15 protein-coding genes are annotated in these 14,708 nt (G+C 68.7%); all 15 read right to left on the bottom strand.

Annotated features, from left to right (window positions below):
* Positions 1 to 87: 87 nt before the first annotated feature.
* Positions 88 to 342 carry a hypothetical protein gene (locus tag MKK63_RS28940; RefSeq protein ID WP_244007628.1) on the bottom strand — a complete coding sequence of 85 codons (255 nt, stop codon included), beginning with the start codon at positions 340 to 342 and terminating at the stop codon, positions 88 to 90.
* A gap of 191 nt (positions 343 to 533) precedes the next feature.
* Positions 534 to 3,224, bottom strand: a complete 2,691-nt coding sequence (gene ppdK, locus MKK63_RS28935) for a pyruvate, phosphate dikinase (RefSeq protein ID WP_244007837.1) — start codon at positions 3,222 to 3,224, stop codon at positions 534 to 536.
* Between the two features lie 165 nt (positions 3,225 to 3,389).
* Positions 3,390 to 3,533 (bottom strand): DUF3096 domain-containing protein, encoded by a 144-nt coding sequence (locus MKK63_RS28930; protein ID WP_012319762.1) that lies wholly within the window; start codon positions 3,531 to 3,533, stop codon positions 3,390 to 3,392.
* A gap of 107 nt (positions 3,534 to 3,640) precedes the next feature.
* Complete coding sequence (gene pufC, locus MKK63_RS28925; protein ID WP_244007626.1) at positions 3,641 to 4,753, bottom strand: photosynthetic reaction center cytochrome PufC; 1,113 nt, start codon at positions 4,751 to 4,753, stop codon at positions 3,641 to 3,643.
* Between the two features lie 10 nt (positions 4,754 to 4,763).
* Positions 4,764 to 5,744, bottom strand: a complete 981-nt coding sequence (pufM, locus tag MKK63_RS28920) for a photosynthetic reaction center subunit M (protein WP_244007624.1) — start codon at positions 5,742 to 5,744, stop codon at positions 4,764 to 4,766.
* A 79-nt stretch (positions 5,745 to 5,823) separates the two neighbouring features.
* Complete coding sequence (gene pufL, locus MKK63_RS28915) at positions 5,824 to 6,648, bottom strand: photosynthetic reaction center subunit L (protein ID WP_244007622.1); 825 nt, start codon at positions 6,646 to 6,648, stop codon at positions 5,824 to 5,826.
* Positions 6,649 to 6,724: 76 nt separating this feature from the next.
* Positions 6,725 to 6,913 (bottom strand): light-harvesting antenna LH1, alpha subunit, encoded by a 189-nt coding sequence (gene pufA, locus MKK63_RS28910; RefSeq protein WP_243919609.1) that lies wholly within the window; start codon positions 6,911 to 6,913, stop codon positions 6,725 to 6,727.
* A gap of 10 nt (positions 6,914 to 6,923) precedes the next feature.
* Positions 6,924 to 7,160, bottom strand: coding sequence for a light-harvesting antenna LH1, beta subunit (gene pufB, locus MKK63_RS28905; RefSeq protein ID WP_243919611.1), 237 nt, complete (start codon positions 7,158 to 7,160; stop codon positions 6,924 to 6,926).
* 205 nt (positions 7,161 to 7,365) lie between these two features.
* Positions 7,366 to 7,587, bottom strand: a complete 222-nt coding sequence (locus MKK63_RS28900) for a hypothetical protein (protein WP_244007835.1) — start codon at positions 7,585 to 7,587, stop codon at positions 7,366 to 7,368.
* Between the two features lie 34 nt (positions 7,588 to 7,621).
* Positions 7,622 to 9,088, bottom strand: coding sequence for a chlorophyllide a reductase subunit Z (gene bchZ / locus MKK63_RS28895; RefSeq protein ID WP_244007620.1), 1,467 nt, complete (start codon positions 9,086 to 9,088; stop codon positions 7,622 to 7,624).
* Entirely contained in the window at positions 9,088 to 10,629 is a 1,542-nt protein-coding gene (gene bchY / locus MKK63_RS28890) for a chlorophyllide a reductase subunit Y (RefSeq protein WP_244007618.1), read from the bottom strand. Before bchY ends, bchZ begins: the two co-directional genes overlap by 1 nt.
* Before the next feature lie 5 nt (positions 10,630 to 10,634).
* Positions 10,635 to 11,639: a chlorophyllide a reductase iron protein subunit X gene (locus MKK63_RS28885; RefSeq protein WP_244007616.1), complete on the bottom strand. Its 1,005-nt coding sequence runs from the start codon at positions 11,637 to 11,639 to the stop codon at positions 10,635 to 10,637.
* Entirely contained in the window at positions 11,636 to 12,574 is a 939-nt protein-coding gene (bchC, locus tag MKK63_RS28880) for a chlorophyll synthesis pathway protein BchC (protein WP_244007614.1), read from the bottom strand. Before bchC ends, MKK63_RS28885 begins: the two co-directional genes overlap by 4 nt.
* Before the next feature lie 95 nt (positions 12,575 to 12,669).
* Positions 12,670 to 13,740 carry an acetylserotonin O-methyltransferase gene (locus MKK63_RS28875; RefSeq protein WP_244007612.1) on the bottom strand — a complete coding sequence of 357 codons (1,071 nt, stop codon included), beginning with the start codon at positions 13,738 to 13,740 and terminating at the stop codon, positions 12,670 to 12,672.
* Positions 13,741 to 13,823: 83 nt separating this feature from the next.
* Positions 13,824 to 14,693 carry a polyprenyl synthetase family protein gene (locus MKK63_RS28870; RefSeq protein ID WP_244007610.1) on the bottom strand — a complete coding sequence of 290 codons (870 nt, stop codon included), beginning with the start codon at positions 14,691 to 14,693 and terminating at the stop codon, positions 13,824 to 13,826.
* Between the last annotated feature and the right edge of the window lie 15 nt (positions 14,694 to 14,708).

Genomic DNA, 14,708 nt, shown 5'->3' with positions numbered 1-14,708 from the left:
CTCCAGCCGATGTCGAGGCGATACGCTTCGCTCCCCGCTGAGACAGGTGTGGATTGGCCGTCGAGCGGCGTCAGCGCGATACAGACGTCAGCGCAGCGGCTTCGACAGGTTGACGCTCAACGCCGATACCAGCGTCGCCGCGTAACCGTCATCCTGAGTCGCTGCGATGCGATCGGCCTCGTTGCCGCTGTTCGTCGCAACCGACATCATGAGCATCCCGGCGGTCATCATTCCACCGAGTGCCGCCACGAGTGCGAGATAGGCGCGCACGGCAGCACGCGGCACCGCGACGATGGCCTGCGGTTCGGTGAGGCCGAGGGGCGTGGGATCGGTCTGGATCATGGCCGGTGATTCTGACGGGTGACACTGAACCCGCCGCGGATCGAAGAAAGGCACGTCCGACCCATCGGCTCAATGGGTCAACACCGTATCGGAAGTCGAGTTCGTCGAAAGAGCCAGCTTTTCAGCGGCTCCTCTCGCGCGTGGTTGAGAACCGGTGGAGGACGCCACCCGAGCGCCCTCCCCGGTAGGGCTCAGCCCTCCTTGCCGGACACCTTGCCCAGCGACGCCTGGGCCGCCGCGAGGCGCGCGATCGGCACCCGGTAGGGCGAGCAGGACACGTAATCGAGCCCGACCTCGTGGCAGAAACCGATCGAGGCCGGGTCGCCGCCATGCTCGCCGCAAATGCCGAGCTTGATATCGGGGCGCGTCTTGCGACCCCGCTCGACGCCGATCCGCACCAACTCGCCCACGCCTTCCTGGTCGATGGTGATGAACGGGTCGGCCGGCAGGATCCCCTTCTGGGTGTAGGGGCCGAGGAAGGTCGCGGCGTCGTCGCGGGAGATGCCGAGCGCCGTCTGCGTCAGGTCGTTGGTACCGAAGGAGAAGAATTCGGCCGTCTCGGCGATCTCCCCGGCCTTCAGCGCCGCCCGCGGCAGCTCGATCATGGTGCCGACCTGATAGTCGAGGGTCGCGCCCTTCTCCTCGGCCACCGCCTTCGCCATGGCGTCGATGCGCGCCTTCACGATGTCGAACTCGGCGCGGGTGAAGACCAGCGGCACCATCACCTCGGGCGTGACCGGGCTGCCGGTATCGGCCGCAGCCTGCACGGCGGCCTCGAAGATCGCCCGGGCCTGCATCTCGGCGATCTCCGGGAACGCGATGGCGAGGCGGCAGCCGCGGAAGCCGAGCATCGGGTTGTGCTCGGACAGCTCGCGGGTCCGGTGCCGGATCTTCTCCTCAGACACGCCGGTCGCCTTCACGACCTCGGCGACCTCGGCGTCGGAGTGCGGCAGGAACTCGTGGAGCGGCGGGTCGAGCAGGCGGATCGTGACCGGCAAACCGGACATGATCGTGAACAGCTCGACGAAGTCCTGCCTCTGGTAGGGCAGGATCTTCGCGAGCGCCGCCCGGCGGCCCTCGGCGTCGTCCGCCAGGATCATCTCGCGCACCGCGATGATGCGGTCGCCCTCGAAGAACATGTGCTCGGTGCGGCAGAGGCCGATACCCTCGGCGCCGAAGTTGCGCGCGGTCCGCGCATCGGTCGGCGTGTCGGCATTCGCCCGGACCTTCATGCCGCGGAACACGTCCGCCCACTCCATGAGCGTGGCGAAGTCGCCGGACAGCTCGGGCTCCAGCATCTTCACCTCGCCCTGGATGACCTGTCCGGACGAGCCGTCGATGGTGATCTTGTCGCCGGCCTTCAGCGTTACGCCGCCGACCGTCATGGTCTGCGCCTTGTAGTCGATTCGGATCGACCCGACGCCGGACACGCAGGGCTTGCCCATGCCGCGGGCGACCACGGCCGCGTGGCTGGTCATGCCGCCACGGGTGGTCAGGATGCCCTCGGCGGCGTGCATGCCGTGGATGTCCTCGGGCGAGGTCTCGATCCGCACGAGGATGCACTTGCGCTCGGCCTTGCGGTGAGCCTCGGCGTCCTCCGAGTTGAACACGATCTCACCGGTCGCGGCGCCGGGGGAGGCCGGCAGACCCGAGGCGATGACCTTGCGGTCGGCCTTCGGGTCGATGGTCGGGTGAAGGAGCTGGTCCAGCGCCCCGGGCTCGACCCGGCCGATCGCCTCCTCCCGGGAGATCACACCCTCGCCCGCCAGATCCACGGCGATGCGCAAGGCGGCCTTCGCCGTGCGCTTGCCGTTGCGGGTCTGGAGCATCCAGAGCTTCCCCTTCTCGATGGTGAACTCCATGTCCTGCATGTCGCGGTAGTGCGACTCCAGGATCCCGTAGATCCGGGTCAGCTCCGCGAAGCTCTCGGGCATGGCCTTCTCCATGGAAGGCTTGTCGCTCTCGGCCTCGATCCGGGCCTTCTCGGTGATGTTCTGCGGCGTGCGGATACCCGCCACCACGTCCTCGCCCTGGGCGTTGATCAGGAACTCGCCGTAGAGCGCCTTCTCGCCGGTCGACGGGTTGCGGGTGAAGGCGACGCCGGTGGCGGAGGTGTCCCCCATGTTGCCGAACACCATGGCCTGGACGTTGACGGCCGTGCCCCAGCTCTCCGGGATGCTGTTCAGCTCCCGGTACTTCTTGGCTCGCGGGATCATCCACGAGTCGAACACCGCGCCGATCGCGCCCCAGAGCTGGTCATCGGCGCCCTGCGGAAAGTCCGAGCCGTGTTCGGTGCGTACAATGGTCTTGTAGGTCTGGATCAGGGTCTTCCAGTCCGCGGCGCCGAGTTCGGTGTCGAGTTCGAAGCCATTGCCCTCCTTGTACTGCTCCAGCGCCTCTTCGAAGGCGTGGTGCTCAACGCCGAGCACGACGTTCGAGTACATGGTGATGAAGCGGCGGTAGGAATCGTAGGCGAAGCGCTCGTCCTCGGCTTCCTTGGCCAGCGCCAGGACGGTCTCGTCGTTGAGCCCGAGGTTCAGCACCGTGTCCATCATGCCGGGCATCGAGGCGCGGGCACCGGAGCGGACCGAGACGAGGAGCGGGTTGGTGGAGTCGCCGAATTTGCGACCGGTATGCGCTCCGACCTGCGCCAGCGCCGCGGTAACCTGATCCTTCAATTCCGGCGGAAAGGACTGCCCATGGTCGTAGTAGTAGGTGCAGACCTCGGTCGTGATGGTGAAGCCAGGGGGAACCGGCAGGCCGAGGTTGGACATCTCAGCGAGGTTGGCGCCCTTGCCGCCGAGCAGGTCGCGCATCTGCGACTTGCCCTCCGCCTTGCCGTCGCCGAAGGCGTAGACCCACTTCGCGCTGCCGGTCGCCATGTCGATCCCGTCCATATCTGATGCCCGGCTCCGGCCGAGCTGATGGGCGGGGTTGGACCATCCCGCACCGCAACGCAAGATGAACGCACGATGGCGTTGTGCGCACCCGTATGACGGCGATGCCGGTCTGTCAGGTGTGGCGCAGCAACTTTGGCGCGCGGCGGCTCAGTGCAGTATTCCCAAGCCGATGACGCCGACGACGATCAGGTAGATCGCCACGATGTAATTGAGCAGCCGCGGCATCACCAGGATCAGGATCCCGGCGAGAATCGCGATGAGCGGCTGGAGGTTCGAGATGGTGATCGTCACGGGCGCCTCCCGAGGCCGAGCTTGGCCGCCGATATCGACGCCCCTAAACCGCGGAGGTTCCCTGTGGCTTGCGGGCGGCGGAGCCTCGGGCTCCGCCTCCCCACACGTCAGGGCTTCGTGGGTTTCAGGGCCGGCGTTTGCGTCCCCGGGATCGGGTCCTTGGCCTCGCCGGTGGGCAGGCTGGCCTCGATGGTCGGGTGCGACAGCTCGGGGTAGGGCCCGATCACGTTGGCGCCGTTGAGCGGCTTGTTCGCGCCGTTGTGGCAGGTGGCACAGTTGATCTTCGGCGCATCGCCGAGAACGCCCAGGCGGTTGGTCGGGAAGGTCGAGGTCAGTGGCGTCATGTAGTCCTGGTTCAGATCCCGGACCATGCGGATGCCGTACCAGGCATGGACGCGGTTCGGCGTGCTCGTGTCCCACTGCGCCACCGAGCGGGTGTTGTGGCAGAAGGTGCAGTTCACCCCCAGCGACTGCGACATGCTGATCATGATCGCGAAGGTCTTCTCCGCATCCTGGATCGGCTTGCCCTTGGTCTCAGGCAGCGCCGTGGTGGCGTTGACCCGAACCGCGTCCTCCGACGTCTCCTTGTGCTGATAGAAAGCCTGATACACGTCGTAGGGGAGCGAAGTGTTGCCGACTTCCGCCGAGGCGAGGTTCTGGCTGTTGTTGCGCGGGATGAACCGTCCCGCACCCTGGACCGGACGGTCGAACCAGATATTCGCCGGCACCGGATTGCCCCGGTGGCAGGTGTAGCAGGTCACGCCCGCCTCGTGGACGTGGTTCTCCTTCCAGGACGCGTTGATATACTGGGTCATCTGGAGCATGCGGCGCGCGACGCGCTTCTGGTACAGCTCGTCGGAGGCCATGTTCTCGGTGCTGTGGCAGTAGGTACAGCCCTGCTGCGGTGCGACCCATTCGGTCATCGACACCATGACACGGTTGAACTGCTCGGCCGAGAGATCGCCCAGCACCTGGACGTTCTCGTAGACCGCCGAGGCCTTGTCGCCACCGGCATCGGCCGGGTCGGCCGGTGCCGGAGCCCTGTTGGCCTCCGACAGCGCCTCGTTGCCGGCCCGGGTCCGGATCAGGTCCATGCCGGTGCCGCGGAAGCCGGTCTGCTTGACCGCCATGGGCGGGTGGGTCCAACCCGCGCCGCCGAACATCGCGATGGTGAGGAAGAGGGCGAGCGCCCCACCGACAACCGCCAGAATCGTCTTCATGACGGCCTCCTCACGGCTTCATGCCGGGTGCGAGATGGGCGGGATCCACGATCGGGCCGTAGACCTGCGGATAGTTCGGCGCGACGTGGTGCTTGACCGCCCAGAGGTACCAGTTGTCGACCACGGTGCCGGTGAGCAGGATGCCGATGCCGCCCGTGAGGGTGGTGAGCACCGCGAACCACCACGCCCAGCGGTGGATCGACTCCATCGTGGCGTTGAAGCCCATGGTCCAGCGCCAGAACAGGGCGGCGCGCTCGGTGGCGGTACCGCGATCGACGATCTGGTCGATTTCGCGCTCGGCCCCGTAGCGCGAGCAGGCCAGGATCGTGCCGCCATGCATCGCGAACAGCAGGGTCGATCCGTAGAGGAACGTGATCGAGAGCATGTGGAACGGGTTGTAGAACAGGTTGCCGTAGCGGAGCGAGAACGCCGCGGTCCAATCGAGGTGCGGGAAGATCCCGAACGGCACGGCCTCCGACCACGAGCCCATCAGCACCGGCCGGATGAAGCCGAGGACGAGGTAGAGCCAGATCGCCGACGCGAAGGCCCACGGCACGTGGGTGCCGAGGCCGAGCGCCCGGGCCCGCCGGTAGAGGTGGACCCACCAGAGCAGGATCGAGGCGGTGAGGAAGAAGCCGGCGATCAGCCACCAGCCGCCCTCGTTCAGCGGCGGCAGCACCCGGAGCCCGTATTTGGGCAGCGGTGGTTCGAGCGCGAGCCACGGCAATTGCCGGACGAACTGGATCGGGCTCCAGTTCACCGAGGCCCACATGTTGAGCCCGATGATCTCGAACGCGATCAGCCCGCAGGTGATCGACAAAGCCGCGATGTAGCCGATGTAGATCGGCCCGACCTGGCTGTTGCCGATCAGCCCGAACAGGTAGCTGTTGAACGGCTTGCCGACCCGGTCGCCGACCGCCACCGGAACGCCGTGATCCGGCACGAGCGGGCGGACCTGCGCCACCGTGAAGATATTCTGATAATAGGCCATGGCCTGCCCTCCCCGAGGATCCGCGCGCCCGAGCGGCGGGCCCCGTGTTATGCGTATTGTCCCGGTCGTATCGCCGCGCTCATCCCCAGACGGGCAGGTTGAGCCACCAGCCCCACCATTGCGGCCAGCCCTGGGTCCAGAACGGGCCGCTGATCACGATGCAGACCGCGCTCCAGAACCCAGCCGCCAGGGCCAGGAACAGACCGAGCCGGTGCACGCCGAGCGTGCCGATCGAGTAGCCGATCGTGTCGCGGAAGAACGTGTCCTCGTGCTCCGGCGTCTTGACGGTCTCGCCCTTGGCCGGGTTGGTCGCGGACAGGATCAGGCCGCCGTGCATGGCCAGCGCCAGCGTCGTGGTGAAGAAGAACGTCACCGCCAGCATGTGCGCCGGGTTATAGTGGAAGTGGAGATACTGATATCCGGTGTTCGACACCCAATCGAGGTGGCTGAGGATACCGTACGGGAAGCCGTAGCCCCAGGCGCCCATCAGGAATGGGCGGATCACCACGAGCGTGAAGTAGGCGAAGATCGCCATGCCGAAGGCCGCCGGCACGTGATAGCCGATGCCGAGCTTGCGGCAGATCTCGACCTCGCGCAGGGCCCAGGACACGAACGAGCCCAGCGCGCAGAAGGTGATGATCTGCCAGAGGCCGCCTTCCTTGAGCGGCGCCAGCTTGAGCCCGTAGCTGATGTCGGGCGGGGCGATGTTGATCTGCCAGACGTTCCAGGTCGGCCCGATCGCCGCCCCGTAGATCACCAGAGCCGTGCCGAGCACGGTGAAGAACAGCCCGACGACGCCGAAGAAGCCGACGAAGAACGGTCCGACCCAGAAGTCGAAGAGATCGCCGCCGAGCAGCGTACCGCCGCGGATCCTGTATTTGCGCTCGAAGCTCAGCATCGCCATGGCGGCGGCTCCTCGATCAGGCCGAGAGAAGAAAAGGGTGACCGCGGCCCTCGCGCGCCGCGGTCCAGACCGGATGTCAAGCCGGCAGCTGCGGCAGCGCCAGCGTGATGGCGTTCGCCTGCTTGTTGGCCTTCGGACCTTCCAGCCAGTTGAACCGGTCGGTCGAGAGCAAGATGAAGTGGATCAGCAGCGCCAGGATGAACAGGAAGGTGAACAGAGCCACCAGTGTTCGACGCGGATCGAAGAGCAACCAAACCTTATGCATGCGATCCTCCTCAGCCGATCATCGAGACGAGGGCACGGGCCGCATCGGTGACGCCTTCGAGCGAAGCGTAACCCTGGGGTCCGGGCAGCCACGGACGCCACAGCCAAACCAGGATGTGGGCGACCACGGCGATTGCCGTGAAGATGAGGAAGCTCGTCAGGAAGATCGCGTGGAACTCCTTGGCTTCCGGTTCCGTCAGCCCGGAGAGGCTGCTCGGTCTTTCTGTTGCAACGGGTCCACCGGCCATCGTTCAGACCTCCGTGTGTTGGCCGCGCTTCTCGAAAAGCGCGACGGGTACAGCCGTGAAGCCTGGGTGGTCACGGCCTGACTTCCCCCGCGTCACCGGACGGAAGCATCTCGAACAGGGCATTCAGAGCCTCTCACAAAACTCCCGCTGCGCTGTCGCGATCAGAGGGAGAACTCCCGGTGCCCGGGAGTTTTGTGAGAGGCTCTCAGCCCATGAAGGCAAAGGGGATGGCCTGGACCGCCATGGCGCGGGCCTCGCCGAAGACGGAGCGGCGCGCAGGCGCGAGGCCCGGCCGCGACATGGCCTGGGCCGGCCGGACGCGCCCGAGGGCGGCGGCGGCGAGGAAGAACGGGTATGTCGCCGCCAGGATCAGACGAAACTGGATCTCTTCCTGCTGCTGGCGGGCATTCGGGACCATCGTGCGCATCATCAGGTCTCCTTCGGGGGACAGGGAAGCTGGGTCACGCCGGGATCCCCCCGGCGAAGTCGGCACGGGCGCGCGCCACATGGGCGGGGGCCACGGCATCGGATTCGGCATCGCGGGCGGCGCGCTCGGCGGCGTCGCGCAGGCGTTTGGCGGCGGAGATGCGCGCCAGGACCGGCTGCGCCTCGACCAGGGCGTCCAGCGCCTGCCGGGCGGCCTCGTCCCAGGGCAGCTCGCGGTGCTGCCGGGCCGGGGTGGCCTCGACCTTGTCCATGTCGCGGGCGAGCGGCAGGATGTGGAAGAGCGTGTCGAACAGGGCGTTGCAGACTTCCTGGACGAGGTAGGTCGCACCGGCGTAGCCCATGAACGGCGTGCCGGTGTGCCGCCGGATGATCGCGCCGGGGAACGAGGCCGGGATGTAGGTCGCCCGGGCGCCGCACTCGGCGAGGTACATCCGCTCGTTGAACGAACCGAACAGCACCAGCGGCGGCTTGGCCGCGATGGCCGCCCGGACGGCGGCGTTGTCGGGCTTCATCCCGGCCGAGCGGCCGAAGGCGAAATGGCAGGGCAGGCCCATCTCGTCTTCGAGGAAATGGCGCACCCCGCGGGCGTAGGTCTCGGTGGCGACGATGCCGAAGCTCGCGGTCCCAAAAAAGTCCTGCGTCACCGAGCGCCAGAGGTCCCAGATCGGCTTGATCGTGGTGTGGCGCTCGCGCTCGATGAACGGCTCGGGATCGAGGCCGAGGATCGCACCCAGCGAGCGCAGGAACTTGGTGGTCGAGAGCACGCCGATCGGCGCCTGCAGGTAGGGCCGCTCCAGATCCTCGCAGAGCAGGCGGCCGAACTCGCGGTAGAGGCAGATATTGGCGTCGGCGTTAACGAGCTTGGGCACATCCGCGAGGTGCGAGCCCAGCGGGAAGGTCAGATTCACCTCGGCGCCGATCCCCTCGACCAGCCGCCGGATCTCGGCGAGGTCGGAGGGCATGTTGAAGGTGCCGTAGGCCGGCCCGATCAGGTTCACCCGTGGCTTCTCGCCGGGCTTCTTCTCCGGCCGGGCCAGGATGCCCTTCTTGGCGAATTTCCTGGCGCCGTATTCCTGCCAGAGCCAGCGCATGGCCCGGTCGGCGGCCTGCCACTGATCCTCGTCGATGGTCCGCGGCAGGAAGCGCTGAAGGCCGGTGCCCTCGGGGGTCACGCCGCCGCCGATCATCTCGGCGATGGATCCGGTGACGACCACGCTGGGCTGGCCCGGATCGAGGGTGGCGTGGGCGCGCTTCATGGCGCCCTCGGTTCCGTGCCGGCCGAGTTCCTCCTCGGCGAGGCCGGTGACGACGATCGGCAGCTCATGAGGCGGCAGCGCGTCGGTGTAGTGCAGCACCGAGGTGACCGGCAGGTTCTCGCAGCCCACCGGGCCGTCGATGACGACCTGAAGGCCCTTGATCGCCGTGAAGACGTAGACCGCGCCCCAGTAGCCGCCGGCCCTGTCGTGATCGAGGATCAGCATCAGGCCATCTCCCCGATCGGCTTCTTGGGGCCTTCGATCTTCGGTCCCTGGCGCTTCTGCGGCACATCCTGCCAGACGCCCGCGGCGTGGCCGGTGCCGACGCCCTCGAAGAAGTCGCGCATCGCGTCGAACCGCGGCTTGTTGCCGAGCGCCGCGTTGATGACGGTGGCGAGCGAGCCCGCGCCGGCCGCGCCCATCAGCGGGCGCGCCGAGATCAGGTTGGTGAAGTAGAGCGCCGGGGTTGCCCGCTCCTTGGCGTGCTGCACCACCGGGGTGGTGCCGATGGCGAGATCCGGCTTGAGCGAATCGAGGGCGTAGAGGTCGTCTTCCAGGGACGCCCGGTAGCGCACCTGCGTGCCGCGGGCCTCCAACCAGTCGCGATCCGCCTCCGACCAGGGCGTGCGCGGACAGGCGGTCCCGACATACGGAACCTCGGCGCCGCTCTCGACCAAGAGGCGGGCGACCAGCAATTCCGAGCCCTCGTAGCCCGACAGCGTGATCCGGCCCTTGATCGGCATGGCGGCGAGCGCACCGCGGATGCCGGGCAGGATCTTGTTTTTGGCCGCCTCGACGGTGGCGCGGGCGACACCGCAGGCCTCGCCGATCCGGTCCAGCCAATCGGCGGTGCCGTCGACACCCACCGGGGCCGAGCCGACGATCGGTCGGCCGGCCGCCTCGAATTCACGGATCGAGGCGGTGTAGAACGGGTGGATCGCCGCCACGGCGGCGCAATCGAGGGCGGCGTAGAGTTCGCGCCATTCCCGCGTCGGAACCACCGGCCCGGCGGAGAGGCCGAGCGGCTCCAGCAGAGATCCGATCACCACCGGGTCGGCCGGGAAGACCTCGCCCAGCAGGGCCACGCTCGGGCGCTCGGACCGTCCGCCGCGCGGCGCGGCCACCGGGCCCTGCTCGGCCTCCGTGCGGGCGACCTTCAGCATGGCGCCGGCCAGCACGTCCTTGGCCTCGGCGTGGGTCGGCACGCCAAAACCCGGCACATCGATCCCGATCACCCGGACGCCGTCGATCTGCTTCGGCAGCAGGCGCAGCGGGACACCGGAGGCGGTGGGGACGCAGAGGTTGATGACGACGACGGCGTCGTAATCCTCGGGCTTGGCGGTGGCGTAGACCGCCTCGCGGATATCCTCGAACAGCTTGCCGGTGACCAGCGTCTCCGAATTGAACGGCACGTAGCCGACGCTGCGCCGCGCGCCGTAGAAATGCGACGTGAAGGTGAGGCCGTAGACGCAGCAGGCCGAGCCGGACAGGATCGTGGCGGTCCGGCGCATGCGCAGTCCGACCCGGAGCGAGCCGAAGGCCGGGCACATGCTCTGCGGCTGATCGTGCGGACCTTGCGGATAGTCGCTGCGGAGCTGAGCCAGGGTCTCGGACATGCCGGCAGCTTCCGCGGCCGCCACCATCGCGTCTTTGCCGGCGTGGCAGCCGAGCCCGTCGCTCTTGGTGGCGGCGAGGTCGATGGACGGTGCGTCGGACGGGGCGGCCTTGCGGGCGCGCAGGTCGGCGATGTCGAGGGAGACGGCCATGCGCGTCAGACCTCGTCGTACACGACTTCGAGGGACGGCTTGGTCACGTGGGCGACGCCGCACATGTCCTCGTGGGTCGCCGGCACCAGCACCACGTCGCGGCCGGTCACGTCGCTGGAGAACAGGCCGAGCAGTTCGTCCTGCGTGAGCGGCTTCGGCTGGTGCGGCGCGGCGGTGGCGACGTTGGCGGCGAGATCCGAGAACAGGCTGCCCCAGCGGCTCTCCGGCCGGCCGATGATCTCGTAATTGGCGCTCTTGCGGCGGATGTCGTCGTCGGCCGGGATCGAGGCCAGGACCGGGATGCCGGCCGCGTCCGCGAAGGCCTGGGCCTCGCCGGTGCCGTCATCCTTGTTGATCACCAGCCCGCCGACGCCGACGTTGCCGCCGAGTTTGCGGAAATACTCGACCGCCGAGCAGACGTTGTTGGCGACGTAGAGCGATTGCAGGTCGTTCGAGCCGACGACGATGACCTTCTGGCACATGTCCCGGGCGATCGGCAGGCCGAAGCCGCCGCAGACCACGTCGCCCAGGAAGTCGAGCAGGACGAAGTCGAAGCCCCATTCGTGGAAACCGAGCTTCTCCAGCAGCTCGAAGCCGTGGATGATGCCGCGTCCGCCGCAGCCGCGCCCGACCTCCGGGCCGCCGAGTTCCATGGCGTAGACGCCGTCGCGCTTGAAGCAGACGTCGCCGATGGCGACCGCCTCGCCGGCGAGCTTCTTCTTGGTCGAGGTCTCGATGATGGTCGGGCAGGCCTTGCCGCCGAACAGCAGCGAGGTCGTGTCGCTCTTCGGGTCGCAGCCGATCAGCAGGACCTTCTTGCCCTGCTGGGCCATCATGTAGCTGAGATTGGCCAGGGTGAACGACTTGCCGATCCCGCCCTTGCCGTAGATCGCGATGATCTGCGTCTCTTTCTTCACCGGCGCGGTGACCACGGCGTCCGGTTCGATCGCGGCCTCTGCGCGGAGCTGCGCGGCCTGAGACAGGGCGGCTTTGTCGAGCTGAACGTTCACGCGGCGTCCCTCCAATCGAGGATCATCTTCAGGCAGGCCGGGTCGGTGAAGGCGGTGCGGTAGGCGGCCTCGGCCTCGGCCGCGACCACGCGGTGGGTGATCAACCCGTCGAGGGAGAGCCGTCCGCCGTCGATCAGGGCCGTGACGGCCGCCAGATCCGCCGGTTTGAACTCGGCCGAGATCCGGATCCGGGCCTCACGCATGAAGGCCGGCGGGAAGGCGAAGCTCAGCGGCGCCTCGTAGAACCCGGCGAGCACGATCTCGCCGCCGGGGGCCAGCCGGGCGATCAGCGCATCGAGGCCGGAGGCGTCGCCGCTGACATCTGTGATCACCGCGTAGTCGCGCCGGGGATCGCTCTCAGGCGTCAGGACCGTGTAGCCGTGGTCGCCCGCGACGCGCAGCGGGTTCGTCTCCCACACCGTCGGCGCCGCGCCGGCGGCCAGGGTAAGGCGTGCGAGCAGCCGGCCGAGGACCCCGTGCCCGACGATCAGCGGGGTCGCACCGGGCTGGATCCCGCCGAGCGCCCGATAGGCGGTCGCCGCGAGGGCCAGGAGGCAGGCGGTATCGCCGAGCGCTCCATCCACCGGCACGAGCCGGGCGGCGGGCGCGATCAGATGGGAGGCGGCTCCGCCGAACAGGCCGCGCACCGCGCCGAAGCAGCGGGCGCCGGGGACGAACACGGTCTGGCCGACCCGGACCGAGCCGGCGGCATCGGCCTCCACGACCGTGCCGACGGATTCATAACCCGGCACCAGGGGGTAGCCCATCCCGGGGAACGGCGGCATGCGCCCCGACCAGAGCAGGCGCTCGGTGCCGGTGCTGATTCCGCTCCAGGTGGTCGCGACCACCGCGTCGGACGCGCAGGCGGGCTCCAACGCCAGCCGCTGGACTGACAGGTGCTCCGGTCGTTCGAGGATGACGGCCAGCGCATCCATGATGGGAGATTCCGCCCTGTCTTATGCGACTCGCTGGGAGCGACGCCGTTGAGTGTCATCCTAGATAGACAGTTCTATGCGTCAAGTCACACTTACTACACGGCGCCCGATTTCTGGGCGATCAGCACGCGTGCGAGGAGGGGACGGCGTGCGCGCGGCTCGCGGATAGTGGTGAATCCCGCCGCGTGCAGCATGGTGCGGAGCTCGTCAGCACGGCGCGGCCGGCCTGACCCCATCGCCAGCAGGTAGAGACCGAAATACGCATCTCCGACCGGCTCGGCCCCCGGTGTGCCGGCCATCGGTTCGGCCACGATCAGGCAACCGCCGGGAGTCAGGGCCGCATGGGCTGCGGCCAGCAGGGCCTGGGCGGGGCAGTCGTCATGATCGTGGACGATCCGCACCAGCGATATGGCGTCGGCGCCCGGCGGCAGCCCGGCATGGAAGTCGCCGCTGCGGCAGGCGATTCGGCTGCCGAGCCCGACGCGCGACAGCCGCGCGGTCGCGCGCTCCGCGACGGCAGGCAGATCGAACAGTGTCAGGCCGAGATGCGCATGGCGGGCCGCGACCGCTTGGAGGAACGCACCCTCGCCTCCGCCCACATCCATCAGCTGCCGGGCGCCGGACAGGTCGCAGGCATCAAGAACGTCTTCAGCGATCATGGCCTGCGAGGCGCCCATCAGCGCGCTGTAGCGGGCATAGGCGTCCGGCTCGGCCGTTTTGCCGGATGCGTAGGGCCAATAGCCCGACAGCTCGGTCGGCTGGGCCTGACCCCGAAGGAGGCCCACCGGGTCGGCGAGATCGGCGTAGAGGAGCGCGTGGTGTTCGACCATCCCGGCGATCCCGGGGTTTCCGTTGAGGGCGGCACCGAGGTCGGCCAGCCCATACCGCTCGCCCTTCAGCGCCCGCACCAGTCTCAGCGATTCGGCCGCGCGAAGCAGGCGGCGGGCGTTGTCGGGCGGCAGATCGAGTCGGCGGGCCAGCGCGTCGATCGAGGCCGGACCCTCGGCCAGGATCGCGAACAGATCGAGTCGGATGCAGGCGGTGAGAACCTGCGCGTAGACGAAGCCGGCGCACAGGTCGAACAACGCGCGGGTGTTGCGCTGCGCGATGCCGCGGGTCAGCGGAAAGCCCGCGGCCCAGCGCTGAAACCGCGGGTTCGCGACCAAACGGTTGCGCCAGGCAAGCCAGCGCTCGCTCCAGGCCGCGGGGGCCGGCGGTGTCGCGCTGGTCCCCGGCAGGGATCCGGCGCTCAGGCTGTCACCGCCCGCAGGCTCGCGGGCAGGAAAAGCCGCGCCTGCGCCTCGATCTCGGCGGTGAGGATCGCGGCGCCGGGGCAGTCGGGAATCGCCGCCACGGCTTCGCGCGTCAGTCGGGCGAGGCGATCGAGCGCGCCCCCGGTTCCGAGCAAGGCTGCCGCGTTGGGGCGCCCGAGCGTGGCGTCGCGCCCGGCGGGCTTACCGATCTCCTCCTGGCGGCAGGCGACGTCCCGCAGATCGTCGGCCACCTGATAGGCCTCACCCAGGCATTCCCCGAGCCTGCGCCACGGCTCCGGCTCGGCGCCCGCGGCTGCGGCGCCCGCGACGGTGGCGGCCGCGAACAGCGCGCCGGTCTTGGCCTGCTGGTAATCGCTGAGGCTGACATAGGCCTCGGATTCCCACGCCTGCCCGGCGGCAATGCCGGAGGGCGAGCCCGCGGCGCGACCGAGGAGGCTCACGAGCCGGACGAGCCGCCCCGGATGGGGACCCGCGGCCCGGGCCAGGGTCTCGAAGGCGAGCACGATCAGCGCGTCGCCGGCCAGGACCGCGATCGGTTCGCCGAACGCGACGTGGACCGTGGCTTTCTGCCGACGCATCGGGGCGTCGTCGAAGCACGGCAGATCGTCGTGGACCAGGGACGCGCAGTGCAGGAGTTCGATGGCCGCCGCCGCAGCGGACGACCCGGCGGGATCGTCGTCGCCGCAGGCCTGCGCCACCGAAAGGCAGAGCCGGGGTCGGATCCGGTGCCCGCCGGGGAACACGGCGTAGCGGAGCGCCTCTGCCAGCATGGGGGGCGCACCCGGTGCCTCCGCGTGCGCCACGGCGCGATCCAGCGCCATCTCGATTCGGCGTCCCGACTCCATCGCGTTGCCTCCTTG

The organism is Methylobacterium sp. J-088, from assembly GCF_022829295.1.
In the GTDB taxonomy this organism is placed as follows: domain Bacteria; phylum Pseudomonadota; class Alphaproteobacteria; order Rhizobiales; family Beijerinckiaceae; genus Methylobacterium.
This window is presented reverse-complemented; position numbering and strand designations above follow the sequence as displayed.